This is a genomic window from Methanococcus maripaludis C5 (assembly GCF_000016125.1).
Lineage (GTDB): Archaea > AGJL01 > Methanococci > Methanococcales > Methanococcaceae > Methanococcus > Methanococcus maripaludis_D.
Window position 1 is genome coordinate 187,397 of sequence record NC_009135.1, and the last position, 20,941, is coordinate 208,337.

The 20,941-nt window shown below is 31.6% G+C and carries 22 protein-coding genes and 1 pseudogene; 16 read left to right on the forward strand and 7 right to left on the reverse strand.

Annotated elements, in window-relative coordinates; genetic code table 11:
* Nucleotides 1–17: 17 nt before the first annotated feature.
* Nucleotides 18–1,517 (reverse strand): DNA-directed RNA polymerase subunit B'', encoded by a 1,500-nt coding sequence (locus tag MMARC5_RS01100; RefSeq protein WP_011867991.1) that lies wholly within the window; start codon nucleotides 1,515–1,517, stop codon nucleotides 18–20.
* An 80-nt stretch (nucleotides 1,518–1,597) separates the two neighbouring features.
* A complete protein-coding gene (locus MMARC5_RS01105) occupies nucleotides 1,598–1,834 on the reverse strand; it encodes a DNA-directed RNA polymerase subunit H (RefSeq protein WP_011867992.1) in 237 nt (78 codons plus the stop codon).
* A gap of 252 nt (nucleotides 1,835–2,086) precedes the next feature.
* Between MMARC5_RS01105 and MMARC5_RS01110 the strand changes: the two genes are divergently transcribed.
* The 4 genes from MMARC5_RS01110 to MMARC5_RS01125 are packed head-to-tail and all read left to right on the forward strand — an operon-like array spanning nucleotide 2,087 to nucleotide 5,293.
* Nucleotides 2,087–3,628 (forward strand): homocysteine biosynthesis protein, encoded by a 1,542-nt coding sequence (locus tag MMARC5_RS01110; RefSeq protein WP_011867993.1) that lies wholly within the window; start codon nucleotides 2,087–2,089, stop codon nucleotides 3,626–3,628.
* Nucleotides 3,629–3,641: 13 nt separating this feature from the next.
* On the forward strand, nucleotides 3,642–4,040 hold the full coding sequence (locus MMARC5_RS01115; protein ID WP_011867994.1) for a 4Fe-4S binding protein: 399 nt from the start codon (nucleotides 3,642–3,644) through the stop codon (nucleotides 4,038–4,040).
* Between the two features lie 48 nt (nucleotides 4,041–4,088).
* On the forward strand, nucleotides 4,089–4,343 hold the full coding sequence (locus tag MMARC5_RS01120; protein ID WP_011867995.1) for a MoaD/ThiS family protein: 255 nt from the start codon (nucleotides 4,089–4,091) through the stop codon (nucleotides 4,341–4,343).
* A 14-nt stretch (nucleotides 4,344–4,357) separates the two neighbouring features.
* Complete coding sequence (locus tag MMARC5_RS01125) at nucleotides 4,358–5,293, forward strand: TIGR00269 family protein (protein WP_011867996.1); 936 nt, start codon at nucleotides 4,358–4,360, stop codon at nucleotides 5,291–5,293.
* Between the two features lie 18 nt (nucleotides 5,294–5,311).
* On the opposite strand, the gene MMARC5_RS01130 is transcribed toward MMARC5_RS01125, so the two are convergent.
* Both MMARC5_RS01130 and thiI read right to left on the reverse strand, forming a co-directional pair.
* Complete coding sequence (locus tag MMARC5_RS01130) at nucleotides 5,312–5,950, reverse strand: CatB-related O-acetyltransferase (RefSeq protein ID WP_394296037.1); 639 nt, start codon at nucleotides 5,948–5,950, stop codon at nucleotides 5,312–5,314.
* Nucleotides 5,951–6,006: 56 nt separating this feature from the next.
* Complete coding sequence (gene thiI / locus MMARC5_RS01135) at nucleotides 6,007–7,158, reverse strand: tRNA uracil 4-sulfurtransferase ThiI (protein WP_011867998.1); 1,152 nt, start codon at nucleotides 7,156–7,158, stop codon at nucleotides 6,007–6,009.
* Between the two features lie 133 nt (nucleotides 7,159–7,291).
* Between thiI and MMARC5_RS01140 the strand changes: the two genes are divergently transcribed.
* The 12 genes and pseudogenes from MMARC5_RS01140 (at nucleotide 7,292) to MMARC5_RS01190 (ending at nucleotide 16,338) form a co-directional block, all read left to right on the forward strand.
* A complete protein-coding gene (locus MMARC5_RS01140; protein ID WP_011867999.1) occupies nucleotides 7,292–8,266 on the forward strand; it encodes a tRNA lysidine(34) synthetase in 975 nt (324 codons plus the stop codon).
* Between the two features lie 101 nt (nucleotides 8,267–8,367).
* Nucleotides 8,368–9,153: a sulfide-dependent adenosine diphosphate thiazole synthase gene (locus tag MMARC5_RS01145; RefSeq protein WP_011868000.1), complete on the forward strand. Its 786-nt coding sequence runs from the start codon at nucleotides 8,368–8,370 to the stop codon at nucleotides 9,151–9,153.
* 132 nt (nucleotides 9,154–9,285) lie between these two features.
* Nucleotides 9,286–9,771 carry a ribosomal protein S18-alanine N-acetyltransferase gene (gene rimI / locus MMARC5_RS01150; RefSeq protein ID WP_011868001.1) on the forward strand — a complete coding sequence of 162 codons (486 nt, stop codon included), beginning with the start codon at nucleotides 9,286–9,288 and terminating at the stop codon, nucleotides 9,769–9,771.
* A 5-nt stretch (nucleotides 9,772–9,776) separates the two neighbouring features.
* Nucleotides 9,777–11,090: a methyl-coenzyme M reductase glutamine C-methyltransferase gene (locus tag MMARC5_RS01155; RefSeq protein ID WP_048058432.1), complete on the forward strand. Its 1,314-nt coding sequence runs from the start codon at nucleotides 9,777–9,779 to the stop codon at nucleotides 11,088–11,090.
* Nucleotides 11,091–11,105: 15 nt separating this feature from the next.
* The gene (locus MMARC5_RS01160) at nucleotides 11,106–11,882 is read left to right on the forward strand and encodes an NAD+ synthase (protein ID WP_011868003.1); all 777 of its coding nucleotides are present in this window, start codon (nucleotides 11,106–11,108) and stop codon (nucleotides 11,880–11,882) included.
* Nucleotides 11,883–11,909: 27 nt separating this feature from the next.
* Nucleotides 11,910–12,281: pseudogene (locus MMARC5_RS09815) on the forward strand (toprim domain-containing protein); the annotation flags it as partial.
* Between the two features lie 39 nt (nucleotides 12,282–12,320).
* Complete coding sequence (locus MMARC5_RS09820) at nucleotides 12,321–12,992, forward strand: 2,5-diamino-6-(ribosylamino)-4(3H)-pyrimidinone 5'-phosphate reductase (protein ID WP_048058544.1); 672 nt, start codon at nucleotides 12,321–12,323, stop codon at nucleotides 12,990–12,992.
* Nucleotides 12,993–13,181: 189 nt separating this feature from the next.
* A complete protein-coding gene (locus MMARC5_RS01170; protein WP_011171291.1) occupies nucleotides 13,182–13,382 on the forward strand; it encodes a histone family protein in 201 nt (66 codons plus the stop codon).
* Between the two features lie 128 nt (nucleotides 13,383–13,510).
* Nucleotides 13,511–14,245 (forward strand): methanogenesis marker protein Mmp4/MtxX, encoded by a 735-nt coding sequence (mtxX, locus tag MMARC5_RS01175; protein WP_011868005.1) that lies wholly within the window; start codon nucleotides 13,511–13,513, stop codon nucleotides 14,243–14,245.
* 16 nt (nucleotides 14,246–14,261) lie between these two features.
* Entirely contained in the window at nucleotides 14,262–15,056 is a 795-nt protein-coding gene (uppS, locus tag MMARC5_RS01180; protein ID WP_011868006.1) for a polyprenyl diphosphate synthase, read from the forward strand.
* A 4-nt stretch (nucleotides 15,057–15,060) separates the two neighbouring features.
* The gene (locus MMARC5_RS01185) at nucleotides 15,061–15,528 is read left to right on the forward strand and encodes a protease complex subunit PrcB family protein (protein ID WP_231288454.1); all 468 of its coding nucleotides are present in this window, start codon (nucleotides 15,061–15,063) and stop codon (nucleotides 15,526–15,528) included.
* Nucleotides 15,529–15,537: 9 nt separating this feature from the next.
* Complete coding sequence (locus MMARC5_RS01190; protein WP_011868008.1) at nucleotides 15,538–16,338, forward strand: MBL fold metallo-hydrolase; 801 nt, start codon at nucleotides 15,538–15,540, stop codon at nucleotides 16,336–16,338.
* A gap of 16 nt (nucleotides 16,339–16,354) precedes the next feature.
* Here the strand turns inward: MMARC5_RS01190 and MMARC5_RS01195 are convergent, their stop codons facing one another.
* From MMARC5_RS01195 to MMARC5_RS01205, 3 genes are read right to left on the reverse strand one after another with little or no spacing between them, the layout of a single operon-like run.
* On the reverse strand, nucleotides 16,355–16,750 hold the full coding sequence (locus MMARC5_RS01195; RefSeq protein WP_011868009.1) for a PIN domain-containing protein: 396 nt from the start codon (nucleotides 16,748–16,750) through the stop codon (nucleotides 16,355–16,357).
* Nucleotides 16,751–16,759: 9 nt separating this feature from the next.
* The gene (locus MMARC5_RS01200; protein WP_011868010.1) at nucleotides 16,760–19,741 is read right to left on the reverse strand and encodes an AAA family ATPase; all 2,982 of its coding nucleotides are present in this window, start codon (nucleotides 19,739–19,741) and stop codon (nucleotides 16,760–16,762) included.
* A complete protein-coding gene (locus MMARC5_RS01205) occupies nucleotides 19,731–20,873 on the reverse strand; it encodes a DNA repair exonuclease (protein WP_011868011.1) in 1,143 nt (380 codons plus the stop codon). Before MMARC5_RS01205 ends, MMARC5_RS01200 begins: the two co-directional genes overlap by 11 nt.
* Nucleotides 20,874–20,941: the final 68 nt, after the last annotated feature.

Genomic DNA, 20,941 nt, shown 5'->3' on the forward strand with positions numbered 1-20,941 from the left:
TTCGTTCAATATTAAATTTAGTTTTCCTTTGTGAGACCGAGTTCTCTTAATAATTCGATTACGCTATCGTCGCCTTCATCAGTAGTTACTTTGCACATTACAGCAAGGTTTTTTACCAGACCACAGTTTGGACCTTCTGGTGTTTCGGATGGACATATTTTACCCCATTGGGTTGCGTGCAAGTCCCTAGCTTCGAAGTGAGGTTGTGATCTTGAAAGTGGAGATACAACTCTTCTTAATTGGGATACTGTTGCAAGATAACTGGTTCTATCGAGAAGTTGAGATACCCCTGTTCTTCCACCCACCCAGTTTCCTGTAGCCATCGCATGTCTCATTCTTTCAGTTAAAACATCGCTTCTAACTGCAGCTTGAATTGAAGGTTCTTTGTTTCTAATTGCTTGTCTTTCGAGTTGGTATTTAATATCTTTAATTAACTGGTTGAATGAATGTCTGAACAAATCTTCCATCAAGTCTCCAGCTAATTTTAATCTTTTATTTGAATAATGGTCCTTATCATCTTCAACCCTTAATCCTAAGTAGAGTTCGATTGAGTTTTTAGCCATTCTTCCAAGATATTTACATTTAGCACCTAATTTCTCAGATTCTACGCCCATGTGTGGCAATAAATAGTTGCAAAGAATTGTTTCTGCTCTTTTTAATTTGTACTCTTTAGGCTGTCCTGGAGCTACTCTTTTTCCGATATGTTCGAGTGCATCTTCAGTCGTGTTTATTGCATGCTCTTCTCGTGCTTCCTGTAAGTTTGCAATTAATTGCATAACAACTGTTGGTTCGTCCGAAATTAATTCGATAATTTCTCTATCTGATTCTGCACCAAGCGCTCTCATTAATATAACTAGTGGAATTGTGCTAGGCATTCCCGGGAATGAAACATTTAATAATCCATCTGGATTTCTCTCAACCGTACAAAGTGCCCTAAATCCATGTCTAGTTGAAAATACTTTTGCGATATCTACAACTTTGTTGTTTTTTTCTACCTTTTCACATATAATTCTGTTAGGAATAAGGTCTTCTTGAGCAACAACTGCTTTTTCTGAACCGTTAACAATAAAATAACCTAGAGGATCTTGTATATCTTCGCCGTATTTTATCAATTCTTCATCAGATTTTCCGCACAAGTGGCAGATTTCTGAACCAAGCATTACTGGAAGTTCTCCGATATAAACTTCAACAGGGGATAATACCTTTTCTTCTTCATCTTCGCCAACTGTTGGTATCATTTCAAGATAAAGCGGTGCAGAGTATGCAAGGTTTCTAATTCTCGCTTCCATAGGTGTTATTTCTTTTACAGAACCGTCAGCTTCTTTATTTATTGGTTTTGTAACTCTCACTTTTGCAAAGGATACTTTGTATCCTCCTTTAATTTCTGTTTCGACACCAGTTACCTCATCGATGATCTTTTGAATTTTATTCTTCACAAAATCATCGTAGGAATCGATGTGGTGTTTTACTAAACTGTTCTCTTTAAAAAATGCATCAACAACGACACGGGATTCCATGATTTTCCCCCATAGTTTTTAGATAAGGAATAATAGCTTATTTTAAATTTAAAAAATATTTAGCAGGTATTGACAGGCAGTTAGGGTGAAGTTGCTATTACTAATCTGTAATAGGTAGTTTCGCCTGCAGTAGGGCTCATTCTTGTTATTTTTAAAACGTCTCCTGGTGTCGCTTCAACTTCGAGCACGAGGGGATCGGTATCGAGCAATTTAGGTAATTGCTGCAATTTTATATCATATTTTTCGAGTAAAAGGGGTATTTCTTCTCTTGGAATAATCTCATGTGTCGGAACCATTTCATGTGACGATACTTTCACAATTTGGCCTCCATTTGTTTAAAATAGTTATAAAAATAAATTTATGCGTATAATATTAATATCATGAAAAATAGTGGTAACTCATATATATTATTTTCTATCTTTAAATATATTTCGAAATTATTTCAGATTAGCAAAATAGTGAAATGGTTATATATTATAGTTTATATATACTCTAGAGCTAACTTGATGGATTATTGTCCAGATATTATACATTCACTGCTTTAAATATATAAAATTAAGGTTGATATTTTGAAAACCGTTCACGAAATTAACGAGAAGATACGAAATGGCGATGCAGTTGTGGTTACTGCAGAAGAGATGATCGATATAGTCGACAAACTGGGTGCAGAAAAAGCGGCAGTTGAAATAGATGTAGTTACGACAGGTACATTTGGAGCAATGTGTTCAAGCGGAGCATTTTTAAATTTTGGACACTCTGATCCCCCAATAAAAATGTACAAGACGTATTTGAATGGTGTAGAAGCATATTCTGGACTTGCAGCAGTTGATGCGTATTTGGGGGCTGCCCAAACAAATAGTGATGATGATATTGATATTTCATACGGTGGTTCTCACGTTCTTGAAGATCTTGTGGCAGGAAAAGAAATTGAGCTCGTTGCTGAAGGTTATACTACGGACTGTTATCCAAGAAAAAAAGTGTCAACAACAATAACAATAGATGACTTAAATCAAGCAATTTTGGTAAATCCAAGAAACTGTTTCCAGTCATACAACGGTGCTACAAACAGTACCGATGAAAAAATATACACTTACATGGGTGCACTGCTTCCCGAATACGGAAATTTCAATTATTCTGGTGCAGGCCAATTAAACCCACTGCAAAATGATTTCAACAAAGAAACAAAGAATTACAATACTTTAGGAATAGGTACTAAAATATTCTTAGGTGGAGCACAAGGTTATATTACTGGTGAAGGAACTCAACACAGTCCAAATAGTGGATTTGGAACTTTGATGGTTCAAGGAAACTTAAAAGAAATGAATACTAAATATTTAAGAGGAGCAACAATTCCAAAATATGGAAGTACGCTTTACATGGGCATAGGTGTTCCAATTCCGATATTAAATGCAGAAATCGCAAAAACCTGTGCAATAAAAGACGAAGATATTGCAGTTCCAATCATAGATTACGGAATTCCTAGAAGAGATAAGCCTGAGTTAGGTGTTACTAATTACAGGGATGCAAGGTCTGGAAAAGTAACGATTGAAGTTGAAGTCGAAGGTAAAAAAGTCGATAAATGCATGAGAACTGCTTCAGTTTCAAGCTACAAAATTTCACGGGAAATTTCAAAAGAGCTTAAAAACTGGATTTCAAATAGTGAATTTACATTAACGGAAAGACTGGAGCCATTAAAAAGTGCAGTTACAAAACCGATGAAAGCAAAAATGAAACTTGTAAAAGATATATTAAGCAAACCTGCAGTTGTAGGAAGTTTAAACACATCAATTACAGAAGCTTCAAGAGTTTTAATTGAAAATAATATAAATCATCTTCCAATTATTGATGAAAACGGCAAACTTTCTGGAATAATCACATCATGGGATATTGCAAAGGCAATGGCTCAGGACAAACATTCTATTTCTGAAATAATGACCACATATATAGTATCTGCAACACCAGATGAGACTATCGATATGGCAGCAAGAAAAATGAGCAGAAATAATATTTCAGGACTTCCAGTTGTGGATTCAAACAACAGGGTTCTTGGAGTGGTTTCAGCTGAAGATATCTCAAAACTTATCGGGAGAACAGGACTTCATAAAATTTAATCTGGTGATTTAAGTGAAAAAAAGAGTATTTTACTGGATATCTGGAAGCAACGTAAGAGAACCGGTAGTTTCAAACGTAGTTTTAGGAACTGGCGTAATGGTTAATATCTTAAAAGCAAAAATGGAACCAAGAGAAGGATTTTTAATTCTCGAATTGACTGGCGATGAAGAACAGATCGAAAAATCAATTGAAATATTGAAAAAATTCGGGGAAGTAGAAGATATACCTAAAATTATTCAAAAAGATGACGAAAAATGTATCGACTGTGGTGCATGCGTTGTTCACTGTCCGGTTGGCGCTATTTCCGTTGACGATGAATTTAAAATATTACTTGATGAAGATGAATGCATCGGCTGTAAAAACTGTGCAAAAATATGCCCTGTAAATGCAATTAAAATATTTGAAATCTAATTATTTTAATTAAATTTAATTTTTTACTGTTTTTTTAGGTGATTTAATATGGATTTAACAATAAAATTCTTTGCAAAATGCAGGGAAGATTTTGGCGAAGGTTTAAAAATATCAATAGATCTAGATGAAGTATCTATTTTGAAATTGATTGAAATTTTGGAAAATGACTACAATTTACAATTAAAAGAAGATTTTGAAAATGGAAAAATAATTGTTTCAAAAGACTTTGAAATCGTTTCTTCAAACGATGTAATAGACAAAAACAGTGAAATTGGGATATATCCTCCAGTTTCAGGCGGATAATTTAAGTGATTCATATGAAATGCAGAAAATGTGGTGAACCTTCCGTATATCATCAAAAACACTCTGGAAATAAATACTGTAGGACATGTTTCATAAAAGAAACCAAAAGAAAAGTTAGAAAAACCCTTGGAAGGGATGTTCTCAAAAATAATATAAAAGTAGCAATGGGTCTCAGCGGTGGAAAGGACAGCCTTGTAATGGCTTATCTTTTAAATGAATTTTACAAAGAAATTCCAAATTCCAAAATTATTGCAATAATGGTTAATGAAGGAATCGAAGGATATAGGCTCGATGGAATAGAGGCAGCAGTAAAATTCTGTGAAAAACATGACATCGAATACAAAATCGTTCAATTTAAAGATTACCTTGGAACCAATCTCGATGAAATTGTAAAACTCGCAAAAGAAAAAAATCTTACAATGAATCCGTGTTCATTTTGTGGAGTAATTAGAAGAAAAATATTAAATCGGGTTTCCATTGAAGAAAAATGTGATTTCCTTGCAATCGGGCATAATTTGGATGATATTGCACAAGCAGTAATGATGAACTACATTGAAGGCGATGTTAAAAAATTGGCATTCTTGGGAAAAAGTTTAAAGCATCCTAAATTTGTTAAAAGAATTAAACCTTTAGAAAAAATCCCTGAAGACGAAGTACTTTTACTTGCAGATATGCTCGAATTAACGTATCACAAGTCGCCATGCCCTTATTCATGCCTATCATTCAGGTCAGAAGTCTCTGAAATTACCGATACTTTAGAAAAAAACCATCCCGGAACAAAATATTCAATTGTAAGGGGATACGAAAGACTTCTCGAACATATAGAACTTCCAGGATACACGGGAGAGTGTAAAATCTGTGGGGATTTATCTGCAACCGAAGTCTGTAAAGTTTGCAGTTATTTAAAAAATCTTGGAATTTTGGAAAAATCGAAATTTGAAAAAATTTAATCAATAAAAATAAAAAAATTATTCTTCGCAAATCTTTTTTAATTCTTCAAAGTCATCGCTCATTAAAGTCTTGATACTCGCTTTAATTTTTTCAATTGGCCAGTCCCACCATTTTATTTTCAAAAGAAGTTCTATTTTTTCGTCAGAAAATCTTTTTTTAATTATTTTTGCAGGATTTCCACCAACTATTGTATAGGGAGGAACTTCTTTTGTAACAATGCTTCCTGTTGCAACTACTGCACCGTTGCCAATTTTTACGCCAGGCATAATTGTTACGTTTGCACCGATCCAGACATCGTTTTCAATTACCGTATCTCCTTTTTTCAAATATCCTTTTCCATTTTCGGATTTTAAATCTTCAGGAGTTTCAGAAATCAAAGTTAGTGGATAAGTTGAAATCCAGTCGTATCTATGGCCCTGATTTCCACCCATTATGAATTTAACGCCTGATGCAATACTGCAGAATTTACCAATAAATAATTTATCCATGTTTTTGCAATTGTCGATTTCATCAAGATACATTATGCAGTCTTTAAACTTTTTTCCTTCGTAGTATCCCGAATAGTAAGTATATTCTCCAATTTCGACGTTTTCACTTTCTATTTTTTCACGAACTATTCCGTCCCCTCTTACAGGGTATTTCGGGTTTTCGTTCATTATTCTAATATCCCTATAAGTTTCAAATGGATTTGAATTCAAGATTTTCCCCTGATTTAACAATTTTTACATTCATTACAATTTCTTAAATTTAAAAGCTGTTCTTCAATTTTTTCTATTTCTTCAGGTGTTGCATTCGTTATAGGGTGTTTTGGAACTGCAAAACAGCTTACTTCTTTACTGGTCGAAATACCAAAAGTTCCAATTTTTCTTGCAATATCCATAATTTCAATTTTATCCAATCCGATTAAAGGTCTTAAAATGGGATAATCAATTCCTTCACTAATCACACGCAAATTTTTAAGAGTCTGGGATGCAACTTGTCCCATATTATCCCCATTTATGATAGCATCACATTTATGCCATTTTGCGTATTTTTCAGCCATTTTTAACATGTATTTTTTACAGTAAAGGCACGTGTATTTATCCCTATTAATTTCAGTAAGTTCGGCTTTAATTTTTTCAAGTTCTTCTTTAAAATCCATGTATACAAATTTAGCTTCTGGATCAAAGTCACTTAAAACATCAGCAAGTTTCTGGGTTTTTTCAAGTCCTTCATCTGAAGTTTTCATGTGCAAAAGTAAAAGTTTGCATCCTCTTTTTGCCATCATGTATGCAGAAACAGGGCTATCGATTCCATCTGATAATAATACTAAAACTCTACCTTGGGTTCCAACAGGAATTCCGCCAATTCCACTAATTCTTTCTGCAAATACGTAAGCGTATTCGTTGAATACTTCGATATCAAGAGAAATTGTCGGATTTGTTAAATCTACTTGTATTCCATATTTTTCGGAAATTGGCCCCCCAACTTCCATGTTTACTTCAAGAGAAGTTAAAGGGAATTTTTTCTGCGGTCTTTGAGTTTTTACTCTAAATGTAATATTTTCTTTATTTTCGTATTTTTCAATTTCTTTTTCAAAAAGTTCGGATGAAATTTCCTTTATTTTTTCAATATCAGGATCTATGTAATAGCATGGGCTAAATGATACAATTCCAGGTACTTTTTTTAATAGTTCCTTCATCTTTTCAAAATTTTCTTTAGGAATGTCTACAATCAATCTTGTATGGATTATTTCAACTTCTGCGGAAATTCCGTGTTTTTTTGCAAGCTTTGAAATGTTTTTTGCAAGCAATTTTTCAAACCTGTGCATGGTCTGTCTTGATTTTGTTCCAATTTCTCCGTATCTCACAATAAATTTTTTCAATATCTCAACCTAAAACCGTTTTTAAACCAATAATAAAATGAACTTAAATAAAATAGCTACATTCCAAATAAATACTTTCAAACATTATGCCTATATATTATGTTATATTTATGTGATGATTTTTGGTGAATTCATGATAGACTTGAAAGAGTTAAAAAAGTATTGCAATCATTCATATTTAACGATAAGGAACGATAAAATTATTGTGGGAAACAAAGGTTTGGCGAGACTTTCAAAGGAAAAAATGAGAAAAATTGAAATGGATTTTGAAATTCCTGTTGTTTATTCTCGAGTTTTTGAAGAAATTTCGGAGAGAATGGGAAGATATGTTTCAAAAAATAATATTATTTCTCCAAAAGATAAAATACTCGTGGGTTTAAGTGGTGGAAAGGACAGCCTTGCACTTTTGCACCTTTTAGAACCGTACCGTCGAAAATACGGAGTTCAAATTTATGCAGTAACCGTTGATTTAAATATAAATGGAATACGGCCATGGACAGAAAGTAACAAAAACGTGAAAATGATTTCGGAACACTGTAAAAACCTAAATATTCCCCATGAAATAATTGCGCATGATGGAAATGTCGTTGAAATGTCAAAAATACTTTCAGAAAACACGAAAGGAATTGAATATTCACCATGTTTCTCATGTTCAATGGTTAGAAGACACGTTTTAACTAATTATGCAAAAAATAACTTTGAAAGCGATTCAAATGTAAAAATTGCAATAGGTCACACGTTAGAGGACAATTCTGACACAATAATGGCAAATATATTTAAAGGAAATGTAATAAAGGCACTAGAGCCGATTAAAAATTTCAATAAGACAGATGTGGACTTTAAAGATTTTAAATTAAATCTTAAAAGCTGCTGTATGATTAGACCTATGCTCAATGTCTCAGAAGAAAAAATTGTAAAGGCCTTAGTCGAATGTGACATCGAATACTACAAAGACAAGGATGAATGTCCTTACAGTAGGCATAATGGGGATGGAATAAGGAAAAAATCCCATGAAGTTTTGAAGTCACTTGAAGAAGATGTTCCAAATATTCGGGAAATGATTATTTCTTCAATATTAAATAGTATTGAACAATATAAACAAAAATGATTGATTTAAATATATGATTTTGAAATTCTAAAACAAAATCAAATCTAAAAATAAAAAAACTAACAATAAAAATTTAAAAATTCAAACAAAAGAGTGAAAACATGGATGGAAAGCTCAGGGCAGATGAAGTAGCAGTAACAAAATCGATATTGAAGTCCACTTTTAACATGTGGATGGATGTAATTGACGTCGACGTTGTAATTGTTGGTGCAGGTCCAAGTGGACTTACAGCTGCAAAATATTTGGCTCAAAAAGGAGTTAAAACCGTAGTTCTCGAAAGACACCTTTCATTTGGTGGTGGAACTTGGGGCGGAGGAATGGGCTTTCCAAACATCGTCGTAGAAAAACCTGCAGATGAAATATTACGAGAAGCAGGAATTAAATTGGATGAAGTTGATGGGGAAGATGAATTATTCACCGCAGATTCAGTAGAAGTTCCTGCAAAATTAGGTGTTGCAGCAATTGATGCAGGTGCAAAAATATTAACTGGAATCGTGGTAGAAGACTTGATTTTAAAAGAAGATAAAATTGCAGGGGTTGTTATTCAATCTTACGCAATTGAAAAAGCAGGACTTCATATCGACCCACTCACAATCAGTGCAAAATACGTGATAGATTCAACAGGACACGATGCTTCAGCAGTTCACACACTTGCTAGAAAGAATAAAGACCTTGGAATCGAAGTTCCTGGTGAAAAATCCATGTGGGCAGAAAAAGGTGAAAATTCGCTCACAAGAAACACTAGAGAAATATTCCCTGGATTGTATGTTTGTGGAATGGCCGCAAATGCGTACCACGCAGGTTACAGAATGGGCGCAATCTTTGGTGGAATGTACCTTTCTGGAAAAAAATGTGCTGAAATGATTCTTGAAAAAATGGAAAAATAAATTCAATTCTTTTTTAATTTTTAAATTTAATTTCTTTTGAAAATCTTTATTTTGCGTTAAATTTTAATAATTTATTTAATGATATATCATATCAAATCTAATTTCGGATAGAAACCGAATGGTGAACTTATAATGATTATAAATATACGAAAATTCCGGGAACATGACTTAAAACGGGTAATGGAAATAGAAAAAGAATCTTTTGATAAAAATTATCCGGAATTTTTGATGATGCACATATACACGTCATTTCCAGACGGTTTTTTGGTAGCAGAAACTGAAGATGGAAAAATTGTTGGATATATAATTGCATTGATGGAATGGGGAAACGGGCATGTTGTATCGATTGCGGTTGATTCAGCTTACCAAAATTATGGAATTGGAAACGCCCTTTTAAGTGCTACTGAAAACTTTTTATTCAACGAGTGCCATGCAAAACACTGCGTTTTAGAGGTTCGTTTCGATAACAAAAAAGCGAGAGAATTTTACTACAAGAGAAATTATGTTGATAGAAAAGTTCTCTATAATTATTACGATGACGGTGCAGACGCAATACTAATGATAAAAAGAAGATTTGATTTATCCGGAAACTATCCTATTTTTGTGAACATGTGGTAGAGATCATGAAAATTACAATTTATTCTAAAGATATATACACTTACGGCGCTATGCTAGTCGGCGGAATTTTAAAAGAAAAGCATAACCATAACGTAAAGCTTACAAAGGATATAAAAAACAAGAAACTCTTTTTAAAATCCGATATAGTTATTTTTAGCCTTTATTCTACGCTAAATATTGTCGATCCAGTGATTAAAGATACAATCGACTATTTAAAATCTAAAAATATAAAAATTTACATTGCAGGCCCAGTTTCAGCGTATCCTGGGATTATATTGGGTGAATTAAACATTGATGGGGTAATTTTGGGTGAAGGCGAAATTAAAACTCCTGAAATCATTAACGGAAGTACTGAAGGATTGGCATATCTTGAAAATGGTGAAATAATAATTAATAAACCAAAATCAAAGCCAGATTTGGATTTTTCAAAGATTTACGTTCCAAAAGATATAGAAACTCAAAACGTAAGGGGTGCAAATGTATATATTGAAACCCACAGGGGTTGTCTTGGACACTGCACGTTTTGCCAGGTTCCAGAATTTTTTGGGCGAGATATTCGAAGTAAACCAATTGAATTAATAATTGAAGAAGTAAAAGAGCTTAAAAAAAATGGTGTTAAAAGAATTGCAATAAGTGGCGGTACTGGAAGCCTCTATAACTTTAAAAACACGGTAAATAAAAATAAATTTATAGAAATGATTGAAAGCGTTTCAAACATAATTGGAAGGGGGAATTTATCTGTTCCAGACATGAGGGTTGACTACGTTGACGAAGAGGTTTTGAATGCCATTAAAAATTATTCAATTGGATGGGTATTCTACGGAATTGAAAGTGGAAGTGATAAACTTTTAAATTCAATGAAAAAAGGAACCAATACAAAGAAAAATTTAAAAGCAATTGAGCTTGCAAAAGACTGCGGAGTAAAAGTTGCTGGAAGTTTTATTGTTGGACATCCAAAAGAAAAAGAAGTTGATTTTTTAATGACAAAAGATTTTATTGTCGATGCAGAACTTGATGATGTTTTTGTAAGTGCTGCAGAACCAATTCCAAGAACTGAACTCTGTAATGAAGTATTGACTACTGGGATGGATAAAAATCCAACGTTCATGCCCCATAATGGACCTTATAGAAAATATGGATTAAAAGAAAACGAAGCAAGGGCATATGACTTGATGCTTCATTCAGAGATGTGGAAATCAACCCCTAGAATGATTACAAATACTTTATCGAAGGTATATCTTGATGAAGCAAAAATGCAAGGTTCAGATATACGTAAGGCAACCGAGTTAATATTTAAGTACCGGGATTTCTTAATTTAATTAAGAGGTATTAGCATGATAAGAACAAATGAACAGTTGGAAGAACTCGCAAACAATATCCGTGATTTTATACGGGAACAGGTAGAAAATGCAGACGCAAAAGGCGTTGTAGTGGGGCTCAGTGGCGGAATAGACAGCGCCCTTGTAGCATATCTTTCGGTAAAAGCTCTTGGTAAAGAAAATGTTTTTGGAGTAATAATGCCGGAAAAAAATTCAAATCCTGACGACGAAAAGTATGGAAAACTCGTTGCAGAAACTCTTGGAATTAATTACACGGTATTTGATATAACTCCTGTCTTGGTTGCATTTGGTGCAGGCGGATACGTTGAAGGAAAAGAGTTTGATAGACGTGTCGATGCAAATTTAAAACCAAGAATCAGGATGACTGAAGTATACTACCACGCAAACAAGAAAAACTACCTTGTTGCAGGAACTTCCAATAAATCAGAAATTTACATGGGCTACGGTACGAAATATGGGGACCTTGGAAGCGACTTTTTAACAATTGGTAACCTTTTCAAAACCGAAGTAAGGCAGCTTGCAGGCCATGTTGGTGTTCTAAAAGAGATAATTGATAAAGCACCTTCAGCAGGACTTTGGGATGGTCAAACTGACGAGGACGAACTTGGAATTTCTTATGAAACTCTCGATAAACTCTTGGATTTAATGGAAAAAGGAAAGGAAATTGAAGATATCTGCGAATTTTTAGGTATTTCTCTAGAAAAAATAGAAGAATTAATGCTTAGAATTACAACAAACAAACATAAATCTCTTCCTTTACCAATGCCTTAAATTTAACTATTTTTATTTTGTGAAAAGATGGATAAGCAGGAATCTTTAGAAAAACTCCTTTTAATAATTGATGATCTAAAATTACTGGCTGAAAAAGGAATTCCGATATTGGTGGAAGGTCCAAATGATATATTATCCTTGAAAAATTTAAAAATAAATGCTAATTTTATAACTGTTTCAAATACTCCTATATTTCAGATAGCAGACGATTTAATTGCAGAAAATATCCCTGAAATTATACTTTTAACCGATTTTGATCGAGCCGGTAGGGTTTATGCTAAAAATATAATGGAAGAATTTCAAAGCAGGGGAATTAAAGTAAATAATTTGATCAGAAAAGAGATAATTAAGTATTCTCGCGGTGATTTAAAAGATATTGAAAGCTTATACCCGTATATTTCGAGAAGAATTACAATTAATAGCGATTTAAGTGATATCATGATTCCTTATGTTATATCAAATGTTGGAATGACCTTAGATGGAAAACTGGCCACAATAGAAAATGATTCAAGAATTTCTGGTGAAAACGATTTAAAAAGGGTTCACGAAATAAGAAAGGACGTAGATGCAATCATGGTGGGAATTGGAACTGTTTTAAAAGACGATCCAAGGCTCACAGTTCACAAAATCAATGCATCGCCAAAAGATAATCCCTTAAGAATTGTGGTTGACAGCAATTTAAAAGTTCCATTAAATGCAAGAGTATTAAATAAAGACGCGAAAACTGTGATCGCAACAACAACGCCAATTTCGGACGAAAAAGAAGAAAAAATCAGAAAATTAAAAGAAATGGGAATTATGGTATTGCAGGCAGGGGTTCAAAAAGTTGATTTAAGAAAAATTATGAACGAAATTTACAAAATGGGAATAAATAAAATTCTTCTCGAAGGTGGCGGAACTTTAAACTGGGGAATGTTTAAAGAAAACTTGATAAACGAAGTTAGGGTATATATCGCTCCAAAAGTATTTGGAGGGGCAAATTCTCCAACATATGTTGATGGAAAGGGGTTCAAAAACGTTGAAGAATGTACAAAATTAGAATTAAAAAATTATTATCCATTGGATGACGGAATTGTCTTGGAATATCGAGTAATTGGATCATTTAAGTAATATGCTTCTTTTTTTCGGATTATTTATTACTTGGATATTCAAATGAATAAATTTAAATGAATCATCCAGATATTTTGAATTACAAACTGATTATCTCTTGTAATTGAAAAAAGAATACGATTTTTTAGGAAAATTATAAATACTGGAAGAATACCATTTTAATTTGTAATAAGAAAAGAAGGTGATTCTATGGCAGAACTTCCAGTTGCACCAATGGAGAGAATCCTCAAATCCGCAGGTGCTGAAAGAGTAAGTAGGGATGCAGCAGTAATGCTCGCAGAAGCATTAGAAGAAATTGCAGTTGACGTAGCTAAAGAAGCAGTTAGTTTAGCTAAGCACGCAGGCAGAAAAACTGTTAAAGCAGACGATTTGAAATTAGCAATGAAATAATTACCTTAACAATTTTTTTACTTTTCTTCACTACTGCATGTTTTTGTATGTAATTAAATCGATATATAGTTGGTTATTATATTTTGTGAAATATTATTTTTTTAATATTATTGGGTATGGTGGACACCATGTATGCTATCGGTATCGGTAAAAATCGAGATGAAGTGCTAATTGCAGCTGAAAACCTAAAAAAAGAAGGAATAGAAGTTGAATTAGTGGAAAATCCTGAAATTTTAATTGATGGTTTGATTAATAATCGATATTGTGGTGCAGTTAGGGGTTCGCTTTCATCTAGTGAATTAATTCCAATTTTAAGAAAAAGAATCGGGAAATTTTACCGAGCATCTATTTTAAAAAACCCGTTTAACAATGAAATTTTCATACTCGCCCCAGTTGGAATAGATGAAATTTCTGAAAGTCCTGAAATAAGGTTCGACGAGAAATTAGAAATAATTAAATATTCATCTGAATTTTTAAAATCAAATGGAATAACTCCAAAAATAGGAATATTATCTGCAGGACGGCTTTCAGATATTGGAAGAAGTAAAAAAATAGATGATTCTATACTTGAAGCTGAAGATCTTTTAAAACATGTTAACTCTTTAGATATTTTTGAAAATTTAGAAATTGAACACAAGGGAATTTTAATTGAAGAATATCTAAAAGATGGATATAACATAATTCTTTCAGAAGACGGAATTTCTGGAAATCTTTTATTTAGGGCATTTGCGCTTGTTTGTAATATGGAAGGATTTGGTGCTATTATTTTAAATAGTGAAAATATTAAGTTTATAGATACAAGTAGAAGTGGATCTTCTAAAAGATATTATAATGCGGTTAAATTTTTAAAAGAAGGTTTTTAAAAACTCTGGTGGTACTTTGCCGTTATTTAAATTTTATGAATATTTGAGCAAATTTGGAGCATTAAAACTCTACGAAAAGGAATTGGAATCAAAAATTTCTAAATGCCCACTCCCAAAACACGTTGGAATAATTATGGATGGTAACAGGAGACTTGCAAAAAAATTGGGCGAAAATCCTGAACTCGGCCATAATTTAGGAGCTTCAAAGGTTCATGAAGTTATAGATTGGTGTGTTTCTTTAGGAATTCATACTATTACGCTCTATGCATTTTCTTTAGAAAATTTTAATCGACCAGAACATGAAGTAAAAGTTTTGATGGATCTTTTTGAAAGAGAATTTATTGAAATTGCAAATCATCCGAATACCCACAGAGATAAAATACGTGTAAGTGTTATTGGAAGAAGGGAGATGCTTCCAAAGCATGTTCAAAAAGCAATTAGTTATGCAGAAGATGAAACAAAGGATTATTCTAATCATTTTGTTAATTTTGCAATTGCGTACGGCGGGCAGCAGGAAATAATTGATAGTGTCAAAAAAATTGCACAACAGGTAAAAATTAACGAAATAGGTATTGAAGATATAACTGTAGAATTAATATCTAAAAATTTATACACGAGCAACCTTCCATCGCCAAACCCTGATTTAATTATTCGAACATCTGGTGAAGAGAGAATAAGTAATTTTTTAACATGGCAATCATGTTATTCAGAACTATATTTTTGCGAAACCTACTGGCCGACATTTAGAAAAATTGATTTTTTGAGGTCCATTCGAGAATATCAAAAACGTGAAAGGAGATATGGGAAGTGAAGAAATGAAATATTCGTTTATTTTTTTAATTTCGGCAGTCCTTATTTTTAGTGGTTGTATCGAAAACAATATCACTACTGAATCAAACGAAACTTTATTTTTAAACAATACTTCATCCAAAAATCCGAATATTGGAGTAGAATTGAATAATGGTACTGAATCCGACGATTCTTCTGAAATCGAATCGATATCATTTAAGATATTAGAATTTGGAATTTACGGGGATTCTTACAAGCATTATGAAAGCAGTATAATTGGGGATAAAACCATTATCGAAGTTTATATGGGTAAAAAATTAGGTTCTGACAATATCATAGAAATTAATTTGATAAAATTGAAAAATGGCGTATTAATCGTTTACATCGAAGAAATAACGCCTGAAACCATTTCTGATCGGGCAATCGTCTATCCTTATGAAATAGTTGAAGTTAATGGGATTTACAATAACGTTGAATTTAAAACAATCGAGTAGTGATCAACTTTGTTAGAGATAATATTTCTTGGGGGCGGGGGGGGCCGATGGGAGAGCATAACTCAAGTAAAAGGTACTGGCGGTTTTAGAATTCATTCTGAAGATATGAATATGCATATTGATTCTGGAGCAGGTGCATTAGTTAGGATGAATCAACTAGGGATAAATCCTTGGAAAACAGATGCAATAATTTCTACACACTGTCATCCGGACCACTATACTGATGCCGAAAACCTCATCGAAGCAATGACTAAAGGAATGACCAAAAAGCAAGGAATTTTGATTGGTAACAACTCGGTTTTAAATGGAAGTAGCAGGTTTGAAAAAGGAATTTCAACCTACCACCAATCTAGGGTTGGTGAAAGGCATGTTTTAAAGCCTTATGATGAATTAAATGTAAAAACTTGGAAATTGACTGCGACAAAAACAAAACACAACGATCCTGAAACAATTGGCTGTAAAATAGAAACAGATGATGGGTTAATCGGTTATACTTCGGATTCAGAATATATCGATTCATTAATTGAAGATTTTGATTGTATAGATTTTTTAATCGCAAACGTAATTCGCGTTAAATGTCAAAAAGTACCTGGCCACATGTGTTCAAATGATATAATCGAAGTAGTAAATTCGATGAATAAAAAGCCAAAAATGCTCACAATGTATCACATGGGAATGAAAATGACCGATCCAGATTCAGAAGCGAAATATATTTCAGAAAAAATTGATATTCCCGTAATTCCTGCTAAAATTGGTTTAAAAATAACAATGGAAAATAAATCTTGTAAATATGATTACATTAAGTATTAATCTAATTTTTTCACGTTTATTTTAAGTAACCCTGAAGTTCAAAGTGGTTATGCTGTTTTACAAGAATTACTGGGGTTCCAGTATCGATTAAATCTTTTTTTAGTTTTTTATCGTTAGTACAGATTATTACATCCTTATTTTCCTTAGAATAATTTATAATCATTTCATCTGCATATTTTCCGTTTGAATATTCGATAATTTCAAAATTTTTGGCATATTTTAGTGCTAAATTTACAGAAAGCTTTTCTTTTCCTTTAAATTCTAATTTTAATTTTTCAAGTTCTTTTAAAACACAATCCATAATGAATATTTTGTAGCCTCTATCAATAGCGCTATTTAATTCGTATTCGAAATTTATGCCCTGTTTAAATGCATAAATTAAAAAGTTGGTGTCTGGAATTACTCGGTACATTGTTTTAACCTATTCTAAAGATACTTTTGAATTTTCGCCGATTTTTCTAACTTTTACAATGTTATCTGCAATCTGTTCGAGTTCCTGATGGTGCGTAATTATCGCCATCTGGTTTATTGTTTTTATGTTTTTGAATATATTTAAAAGGTTTTTACGCCTATCTTCGTCGAGATACGCTGTTGGTTCATCTAATATGATGCATTCAATATTGTTACAAACTGCTTTAGATATTCCAAGCCTTAATGCGAGGGAAACTGCAATCTGTTCTCCACCACTCAATGTTTCAACTGGAAGGCCATCGACTATCAAGCTGTAGTCATCTTTTAATTGAATATGGGAATATGGAAGTTCAAATTCCTGAAAAATCTGGTTTGTATGCCTTTGAATTAACGGAATATACTTTTCTCTTAAATACTTTTGAAAACCATCTTTTGAGAATATTTCCCTTTTTATTTTATCGAGATACTCTTTAAATTCTTCAATTTTCCTTCTTTCTTCTTTTTTATTCGCCAAGTTTTGGATTTTTTCATTCAAATAAACTATATTTTCATTTTTAAGTTTTAATTCAAAATTTATTCGTTCTAAAGTTATGGATATATCATTAAATTTATTGATTATGGATTCATAAGCTTTTTTAGCGTTTTCATGCACTTCTGGACTGTAATTTACAATTTGTATATTTTTTTCAGTATTTATTCTATTTTCTAAGAGTTTTTTAGATATATTCTGTTTTTCAGCAAGTTTCTGGTTTAAAAACTCATTTAATTCATTTATTTCTACAGAATATATTTTGGAATGGTTTTTAAGAACTGCTAAACTTTCCATATATTTTTCGTAATTTTCTTTATATTCTGATATTTTAGTTTCAAAAGCTGATTTTTCAGTTTCCCATTTAATGTAACATTCAACAATTCCTATTTTTGAAGACATGTTATCTTGAATATCTTTTAATTCTGATTTTAGCTTATTTTCTCGTTCTAAATTAGAAATAATTATTTTTAATTCATCTTTTAAATTTTCGAGGGATTCTTTCTCATTTTTAATTTTTAAATAATCATAGTCTCCGATAATTTTTAAAATTTCAGATTTTTTATTTAAAATTTCAGATTCATCATTTTTAGTCAAAAATTGAACGGAATATGTATATTTTTTGTAAATTTCTTCTAAATCGTTTAATTTATTTTCAATTAACTTTATTTCATCGTTTAAGGAAGAATATTCGTTGAGTTGTTCAGTTAATTCGTTTAATTTTTGAGTATTTTCAATTATCGACTCTTCAACTTTCAAAAGGTAATTCTTTTTTTCTTTTAATTCCCCGTATTTTGATTTAAATGAATCAATTTCATTCAATTTGAGTTTAAGCTGCTCTTTTTTGTTTAATATAACTTCAAGCTGTTTTTTGATACTTTCAATTGATAAACCTTCATTTTGAATTAGAGAGGTATATTTTTTGAGTAATTCCTGTTTTTTTTCTTCAGTTATTTTGGACTGGCAGACGTGACACGAATCTTTGGTTTTTTCAAGTTCCAGCTTATAATTTTTAGTTTCTAAGATTTTACTTTCTTTTTTTGTGATTATTTCATTTAATTTATCTATTTTTTCAGATAAACCTTCATATTTTTCTTTTAATTCATTTTCAAGATTTATTTTTTCTTCTATTTTTTCAAAAACAGTTAATTCAGAAATTAATTTGATTTTTTCTTCAATAGCACTTTGAAGTTTTTTTTCAAGATCATTTTTTTCCTTTAAAAGATTTTCATAACTATTTTTTTTAGTCTTTAGGCCGTCAAAAGTTTTAATCAGATCTTCGTAAAGTTTTGAAGAATCAAAATGTGTTTCTACCGTTTTTTTGTGATCGTTTATTCCAGAAATTTGTTTTTCAATAAAATTAAGTTCTGTTATTTTTTCTTTTACACCGTCCAATTTCTGAATTTTTTTATCAATTTCGTTTAAATTTTCCTTTAATTCATCAGGATTTTTTTTATTATCCTTTAACGATTCTTTTAAGATATTTAATTCGTTTATTAAAGATTCTACAATTGTTTTTAATTTATTGTAAGATTCGTAGTCTGATTTATGACTTATTAATTTAGTATTTAGTTCTTTAATCGTTAATTCAAGTTCTAAGTATTTTTTGTAAATTTCTTCGTTTTTAAATAAATTTTCCGATTCTTCAACTACTGAACTTAATGAGTTTTCAAGATTCTGAATTTCTAAATTTATATTTTTGATTTCTGAAATAATATCCTTTAAATTTTCTTTCAACAGGTTATTTTCAGCAAATTTTTCTTCCATTGAAATTAATTCTGAATTTTTTTCAAGTTTTAATTTTTCAAGATTTTCATATTTTTTCAAAATTTCTTCTTTTAAAATTTCAGATTCAGAAACTTCATTTTTTAATTTTTCAAGATTTTCTAAAATTTCAGGTTCTTGGACGAGCTCCCCTTCAAGTTTAAAAAGCATTTCTTCGTAGCTTTTTTTTACAATATTCATTTTTTCAGAGGCTTTTTCGTACTTTTCAATTCCAAGAAGCTTTCCGATAACTTCTTTTCGATCTCTCGGAGTCATCTGGATTAAATTTGCAATTTCGCCCTGTTTTATGTATATTGCATTTGAAAATACGCTGTTATCTATTTCTAAAATCTCTTCTATTTTTTTGTTTATTTCCGATGCAGATTCAGCATTTAATTTCCCGTTAACGTATAGTTTGTCATCTGTTTTATTTTGAAACCTTTTTCTTTTTACAAGATATATATTTCCCATCATTTCAAATTCCAATTCTACAGAAAAAGATGCAGAGCCCTGTTGCATTAAATTTTCAATCCTAAAATTGTTTCCACGCGGAGCAAAAAGTGCAAAATTCATTGCCTGAAATATTGACGATTTTCCACTTCCATTTTGGCCAATTATTGAAGTTATTCCTTTGTTAAAATTTATCGAGGTGTTTCTGTGGCTTCTGAAGTTTTCCATTTTGATATTTTTAATAATCATCAAACGCGCCCCCGTAGTAATTACCTTTAAAGTAGTCATTTACGTAAAGCAATGAATCTTCATCGTTTTCTAAAAGCTTTTTATAGAGCCCATACACGAAATTTACATCCATTTCTTTGTTTTTAATATATTCCTGAAATATTTCTTCAATGCTGCTTTCATTAATATTAAATGATTCTTCAAGATTTTCATCAATCCTGCTTATCCTTTTGTAAAGTGTTAAATCAGTAATTTCATCGTTAAATGAATTAAATAAATTTTCAACGATATCGCAATATAAAACTGGCTTTTTCTTTTCATTTTGAATATTTTGGAGCTCTTTAATTATTTTTTCGTAATCATTTTCATTTTTAATTCTTTTATCGATCAAGAAATTCCTACATTCAACATCAATTTTTTGAATCGAGTTAATATCGAAATCTCCGCTTAAATCCCCTAAATAAAATCCTTTTCCATTTTGTTTGTAATCTTTAACTTCGCTAACTGACATGATATCAGTGGATCCTGCATAAGAAAATACAGAATTTCCCTCATTGATTGGTTTTAAGGCCCTTTGATGAATGTGACCTCCAGCAATATAGTTAAAATCTTCAGGAAAGTCCGTAACTTGCATTTCAAAGCTTTGCGGGATAAATGGGTTCACGCTTTGATGGAATAAAAGTATCTTTTTTTTATAATTTTTAGAATCAAAACTGATTTTTTCCAAGTCTTCGTAAGTTTTTGGAATTTTATTTTGGGATACGTATTCAATTCCTCCAATGAATACTTCGTTGTTAAAAACATGGGATTTATTTTTTCCAAAAGTTAACAAACTGTTTCCAAGTATTTTTTTCAAAATTCCAAACGGTTTTCCCTTCTGTTGGCTTTTTGGGATATCGTGATTTCCATGAATTAAATAAATTGGTATATTTTTTTCCTTTAATTTTAAAAAACCTTCCATTGTGCATCTTATTGCATTTACTGGAGGCTGAGGGCTTTCAAATAAGTCGCCGCTATGAATTACAAAATCAGGCCTTATCTCAATAATTTTATCGATACATTCTAAAAATGATTCGTAAATATCGTTTTCCCGCTCATCAAGGTTGTACTGGCGGTATCCTAGGTGATTATCCGCCATGTGAACAAATTGCATAATATCGCTCCAAAATTACTTAAGGTAACATTCAACCGTATTTGTTAAATATTTTTTTGTACAATATA

What these genes read in the sequence shown, in the direction of transcription:
- MMARC5_RS01145 (WP_011868000.1), top strand. Translation starts at nt 8,368, where the DNA reads ATGGATGGAAAGCTCAGGGCAGATGAAGTAGCAGTAACAAAATCGATA.
- MMARC5_RS09820 (WP_048058544.1), top strand. Translation starts at nt 12,321, where the DNA reads ATGATTCCTTATGTTATATCAAATGTTGGAATGACCTTAGATGGAAAA.
- MMARC5_RS01185 (WP_231288454.1), top strand. Translation starts at nt 15,061, where the DNA reads ATGAAATATTCGTTTATTTTTTTAATTTCGGCAGTCCTTATTTTTAGT.
- mtxX (WP_011868005.1), top strand. Translation starts at nt 13,511, where the DNA reads ATGTATGCTATCGGTATCGGTAAAAATCGAGATGAAGTGCTAATTGCA.
- MMARC5_RS01130 (WP_394296037.1), bottom strand. Translation starts at nt 5,950, where the DNA reads ATGAACGAAAACCCGAAATACCCTGTAAGAGGGGACGGAATAGTTCGT.
- MMARC5_RS01125 (WP_011867996.1), top strand. Translation starts at nt 4,358, where the DNA reads ATGAAATGCAGAAAATGTGGTGAACCTTCCGTATATCATCAAAAACAC.
- MMARC5_RS01170 (WP_011171291.1), top strand. Translation starts at nt 13,182, where the DNA reads ATGGCAGAACTTCCAGTTGCACCAATGGAGAGAATCCTCAAATCCGCA.
- MMARC5_RS01100 (WP_011867991.1), bottom strand. Translation starts at nt 1,517, where the DNA reads ATGGAATCCCGTGTCGTTGTTGATGCATTTTTTAAAGAGAACAGTTTA.
- MMARC5_RS01200 (WP_011868010.1), bottom strand. Translation starts at nt 19,741, where the DNA reads ATGATTATTAAAAATATCAAAATGGAAAACTTCAGAAGCCACAGAAAC.
- MMARC5_RS01155 (WP_048058432.1), top strand. Translation starts at nt 9,777, where the DNA reads ATGAAAATTACAATTTATTCTAAAGATATATACACTTACGGCGCTATG.
- MMARC5_RS01160 (WP_011868003.1), top strand. Translation starts at nt 11,106, where the DNA reads ATGATAAGAACAAATGAACAGTTGGAAGAACTCGCAAACAATATCCGT.
- MMARC5_RS01205 (WP_011868011.1), bottom strand. Translation starts at nt 20,873, where the DNA reads ATGCAATTTGTTCACATGGCGGATAATCACCTAGGATACCGCCAGTAC.
- MMARC5_RS01120 (WP_011867995.1), top strand. Translation starts at nt 4,089, where the DNA reads ATGGATTTAACAATAAAATTCTTTGCAAAATGCAGGGAAGATTTTGGC.
- MMARC5_RS01140 (WP_011867999.1), top strand. Translation starts at nt 7,292, where the DNA reads ATGATAGACTTGAAAGAGTTAAAAAAGTATTGCAATCATTCATATTTA.
- rimI (WP_011868001.1), top strand. Translation starts at nt 9,286, where the DNA reads ATGATTATAAATATACGAAAATTCCGGGAACATGACTTAAAACGGGTA.
- MMARC5_RS01195 (WP_011868009.1), bottom strand. Translation starts at nt 16,750, where the DNA reads ATGTACCGAGTAATTCCAGACACCAACTTTTTAATTTATGCATTTAAA.